A 4116-nucleotide genomic window follows, 5' to 3' on the forward strand; every position below is an offset into this window, starting at 1 on the left:
CGAGTAGATTCAAGAGTAACCCTGAACCCACTCGCGATAAATGAAGAAAGCCCACCGGACGCGTGTCCGGTGGGCTTTCGAATATGAGTGGGGGCGGCGAACTGAATTTCCCAGAGGATCGCTCACTCCAGTACTGACCAGAACGCTGGTGAGCTTAACTGCCGTGTTCGGGATGGGTACGGGTGGAACCTCACCGCTGTGGCCGCCTTAACTCCGACCGATGGAATCGAACCATCGTCATACCAATATCGGTATCGTGGCGTCTGACTTCGTACGTGCAATCCAGTTTGCGCCTGGACCCGTTCTCGGGTCTCAGTGCGTATGAATGTGGCTTGGTCTGTTAGTGCTCGCGGGCTGAACAACTCGTTGCCTCGTTGCGTACACCCCGAGTCTATCGAACTCGTCTTCTACGAGTGACCTCAGTGGAACTTCTTTTCCGTGTAGGTTTCGAGCTTAGATGCTTTCAGCTCTTACCCTGCGGTGCGTAGCTGCCCGGCAACTGCCCTTTCGGACAACCGGTACACCAGTGGCACCCATTCGTAGTTCCTCTCGTACTATACGAACGTTCACGTCATGTTCCTCAACACCCCCAATAGATAGCAGCCGACCTGTCTCACGACGGTCTAAACCCAGCTCACGACCTCCTTTAATAGGCGAACAACCTCACCCTTGCCCGCTTCTGCACGGGCAGGATGGAGGGAACCGACATCGAGGTAGCAAGCCACCGGGTCGATATGTGCTCTTGCCGGTGACGACTCTGTTATCCCTAAGGTAGCTTTTCTGTCATCTACGGGTCCCATGAATGAACCTCGTAGGTTCGCTAGACCACGCTTTCGCGTCAGCGACACTCGTTAGGAATGTCACTGTCAGACTTCCGTTTGCTCTTGCGCTCTTCCACGAGTTTCCGACTCGCGTGAGGAAATCTTTGGGCGCGCTCGATATCTTTTCGAGCGCGTACCGCCCCAGTCAAACTGCCCGGCTACCGGTGTCCTCCGCCAGGAGTGAGAGTCGCAGTCACTAACGGGTAGTATTTCAATGATGCCTCGGTGGCCCGCTGGCGCGGGTACCTGTGTAACGGCTCCTACCTATGCTGCACATTAGCGACCACGTCTCAGCGACAGCCTGCAGTAAAGCTCTATAGGGTCTTCGCTTCCCCTTGGGGGTCTCCAGACTCCGCACTGGAACGTGCTGTTCACCGGGCCCAACGTTGGGACAGTGACGCTCTCGTTGATCCATTCATGCAAGCCGCTACTGAAGCGGCAAGGTACTACGCTACCTTAAGAGGGTCATAGTTACCCCCGCCGTTGACGGGTCCTTCGTCCCATTGTAATGGGTGTTCAGATACCCGCACTGGGCAGGATTCAGTGACCGTACGAGTCCTTGCGGATTTGCGGTCACCTATGTTGTTACTAGACAGTCGGAGCGTCCGAGTCACTGCGACCTGCTCGATCAAGAGCAGGCATCCCTTATCGCGAACTTACGGGACTAACTTGCCGAATTCCCTAACGTCGGTTGATCCCGACAGACCTTGGCTTTCTCTGCCTGCGCACCTGTGTCGGATCTCGGTACGATTATCTTGCTCGTCTTTTCACGGGCTCTAGGTACCGCCGAGTTTCCCTATCTCACCATTCTTTCGCTTCGTGCCATTACGGCTTCCACGAAGTTCGGTGATTCGACGGGGCGAAGGCCCCGCTCGGTGTTTCCTAAAGCGTCGACTTTTAGTGCAAGATAGTACTGGAATATTAACCAGTTTCCCTTTCATCTAATTCGAATTACGGTTAGACTTAGGATCGACTAACCCTCGGCTGATTAGCAGTGCCGAGGAACCCTTGCGCGTAAGGTCGTCGGGGTTCACACCCGACTCTCGCTGCTACTGAGACCATGATTTTCGTTGCTGTTCGGTCCACACGAAGTCTCCCCCGTGCTTCCACCCAAACAGTATGCCAACCTACGGAATCGTACTCGAAAGTACGCCGCCAGGTCTCGGAGGTGGATTTGAGCCCCGATCATTTTCGACGCCTCGAACCTCGGCCGGTAAGCTGTTACGCTTTTCTTAGAGGGTAGCTGCTTCTAAGCTCACCTCCCGGCTGTTTAGGGCTCGAGACAATCTTCAATCGCACTTAATCCACACTTTGGGTCCTTAACCTAGCTCTGGGTTGTCTCCCTCACGGTGCACAAGCTTACCCCGCACACCGGACTCCCTGAGTCTACGACGTTCGTAAGTTCGGAGTTTGACAGGGAAGCGAACTCCTCTCGGAGTCCGGATTCCCAATCGGTCGCTCTACCTCACGAACTATCTCATCAGAGGTCATGCTTCGACATGTTTCGGTTGGAACCAGCTGTTGCCAAGTTCGATGGGCCTTTCACCCCTACACCAGAGTCACGAGAGGGTATTGTAGGACACCAACTCTAACGGGCCTCCACGCAGCTTTCGCCACGCTTCACCCTGCTCCGGCGTAGATCACTTGGTTTCGGGTCGCATCCGGTTGGCTCCCCGCCCTTGAAGACGGTGGCCCTGGTCAAAGACTGCGGCCGTATCGGTTTCCCTATGCCTCCGGGGGTTCACCCCTTAGACTCGCCAGTCAGATGCACTCCATGGTTCGTTTTTCAAAACGTACGACATAACATCGGCTTCGTCTGAGTCTTACTGTGAGATCGCTCTCGGTTCATTCGTCAGACGACCTTGTATGCTATATCGCTCTATCGCCAACTGATTTCAAGCCCTATTGCACCGCCCTTTTCGGGGTGCTTTTCAGCGTTCGCTCACGCTACTTGTTCGCTATCGGTCTCGAGGAGTGTTTAGTCTTCGCAGTTGATGCCTGCGTAATTCACGAGGGATATCCAACCCCCGTTATTCTGGAACAACCCCGGAAACTTTCTTCTACACTACGGGGTTTTCACCCTGTATCACGCTCTGTTCCAAGAGACTTCGTGTAGAATCCAGTTTCGTTACGGGTAGTCCGTACACCACATTGCCCGAAGGCTTCGGTTTGGACTGTGTCGCTTTTACTCGCCGTTACTCACGATATCGCGGATTGCTTTCTTTTCCTGCTCCTACTAAGATGTTTCAATTCGGAGCGTTCCCCATTGCGCGAGGCAATTGCGTGGGGATTCCCATTCGGAGATCCTCAGTTCTTACCCTCCATGCGGGTCCCTGAGGCTTATCGCAGCTTGGCACGTCCGTCATCGGCTCTCGAGCCGAGCTATCCACCAGCTGGCACAGTAGCCAGTTGATATAGTCACTGTGACCCGGAGAACGGGTCCAGTGGACGCCTGGATTGCACGTACACACGGTTTCATCAAACGCCCAGTAGTCTTCTGGCGCGTTTTCGACCCTTCCCAACCACGCTTGCGCGGGATGGTGCATCAGTCGTCAATGTCCATTCCATCGTATCGCCGTCCCACACTTAAGGGGAGCGGTTCAACGAGGGTTGAACATTGCTTACCATGGACCCACAGGGATTCGAACCCTGGGCATCCTCCTTGCAAAGGAGGCACTCTACCACTGAGCTATGGGCCCGTGTCAGCCCTAGTAGTTCTAAGGTGTCCGAACGGATGTATCGTGTTCGAACTCGGAAATCGAAAGTGAGCCACCCCGTCGGGGTGGTCTCGGTCGTTAGGAGGTGATCCAGCCGCAGATTCCCCTACGGCTACCTTGTTACGACTTAAGCCCCCTTGCGAAGCCCAGATTCGACTATCGTGTGATAGCCTCATCCGGACCTCACTCGGGTGCTTTGACGGGCGGTGTGTGCAAGGAGCAGGGACGTATTCACCGCACTCTATTGAAATGCGATTACTACCGAATCCAGCTTCATGAGGGCGAGTTTCAGCCCTCAATCCGAACTACGATCGAGTTTCGGAGATTAGCGTCCTCTTTCGAGGTAGCAACCCATTGTCTCGACCATTGTAGCCCGCGTGTAGCCCAGCTCATTCGGGGCATACTGACCTACCGTTGCCCGTTCCTTCCTCCGCTTTAGCAGCGGCAGTCCTTCTAATGTACCCAGCCAGTCGAAACTGCTGCTGGCAATTAGAAGTGCGGGTCTCGCTCGTTGCCTGACTTAACAGGACGCCTCACGGTACGAGCTGACGGCGGCCATGCACCTCCTCTCTATAGCA

General features: G+C 54.8%; 1 tRNA gene and 3 rRNA genes. All 4 read right to left on the bottom strand.

What is annotated here, in order from left to right:
• Positions 1-88: 88 nt before the first annotated feature.
• Positions 89-210, bottom strand: a 5S ribosomal RNA gene (gene rrf, locus ACK3SC_RS19010).
• Between the two features lie 112 nt (positions 211-322).
• A 23S ribosomal RNA gene (locus tag ACK3SC_RS19015) occupies positions 323-3235 on the bottom strand.
• Positions 3236-3448: 213 nt separating this feature from the next.
• A tRNA-Ala gene (locus tag ACK3SC_RS19020) sits at positions 3449-3520 on the bottom strand.
• Between the two features lie 98 nt (positions 3521-3618).
• Positions 3619-4116: ribosomal RNA gene (locus ACK3SC_RS19025) — 16S ribosomal RNA — on the bottom strand; the annotation flags it as partial.

This window comes from Haloferax sp. DFSO52 (assembly GCF_048158745.1).
In the GTDB taxonomy this organism is placed as follows: domain Archaea; phylum Halobacteriota; class Halobacteria; order Halobacteriales; family Haloferacaceae; genus Haloferax.